This window comes from Mycobacterium hackensackense, from assembly GCF_025822555.1.
Taxonomy (GTDB): Bacteria; Actinomycetota; Actinomycetes; order Mycobacteriales; family Mycobacteriaceae; genus Mycobacterium; species Mycobacterium fluoranthenivorans.
The window spans coordinates 1-394 of sequence record NZ_JACKUC010000012.1 but is presented as its reverse complement, the minus strand read 5'-3'; the positions used below and the strand labels follow the sequence as shown (position 1 = coordinate 394).

The following is a 394-nucleotide window of genomic DNA, read 5'->3' as shown; positions in this document are numbered from 1 at the left end:
CTCCAGTTGGGCTCGCTCGGGGTGGTGAACCGCTTCCACGACGCCACCGTCGATCCGGTGACGATGTGCGACGATGTCGACAATCCCGAGATCTCCTGGCCCAACTATCATTCCGGTGCCAACGGTGACTATCAGCCGGTGCTGGTGGACGGTGAGGTACACGAGCTGTTGCACACCGGGCGAACCGCCAGCGGCCGCATCGAGTGGTTCCCGGCCCATCCGCATGAGGGTCTGGTGTCCGCCGATGTTCCGGGCGCCCGAGTGGTCGCGCAGGGCCGCAGCACGTCAACCGGTCGTCTGTTCAATCTTGCGGTGGCACTGGAGGAAGCAAACCTGGGCCGCGCCGTGGCCGAATCGACCTTCCACCATTTCGCCGACTACAACTGGGACGTCG

General features: G+C 64.7%; 1 pseudogene. It reads left to right on the top strand.

The features are described 5' to 3' along the window. Nucleotides 1-394: pseudogene (locus H7J86_RS00075) on the top strand (hypothetical protein); the annotation flags it as partial.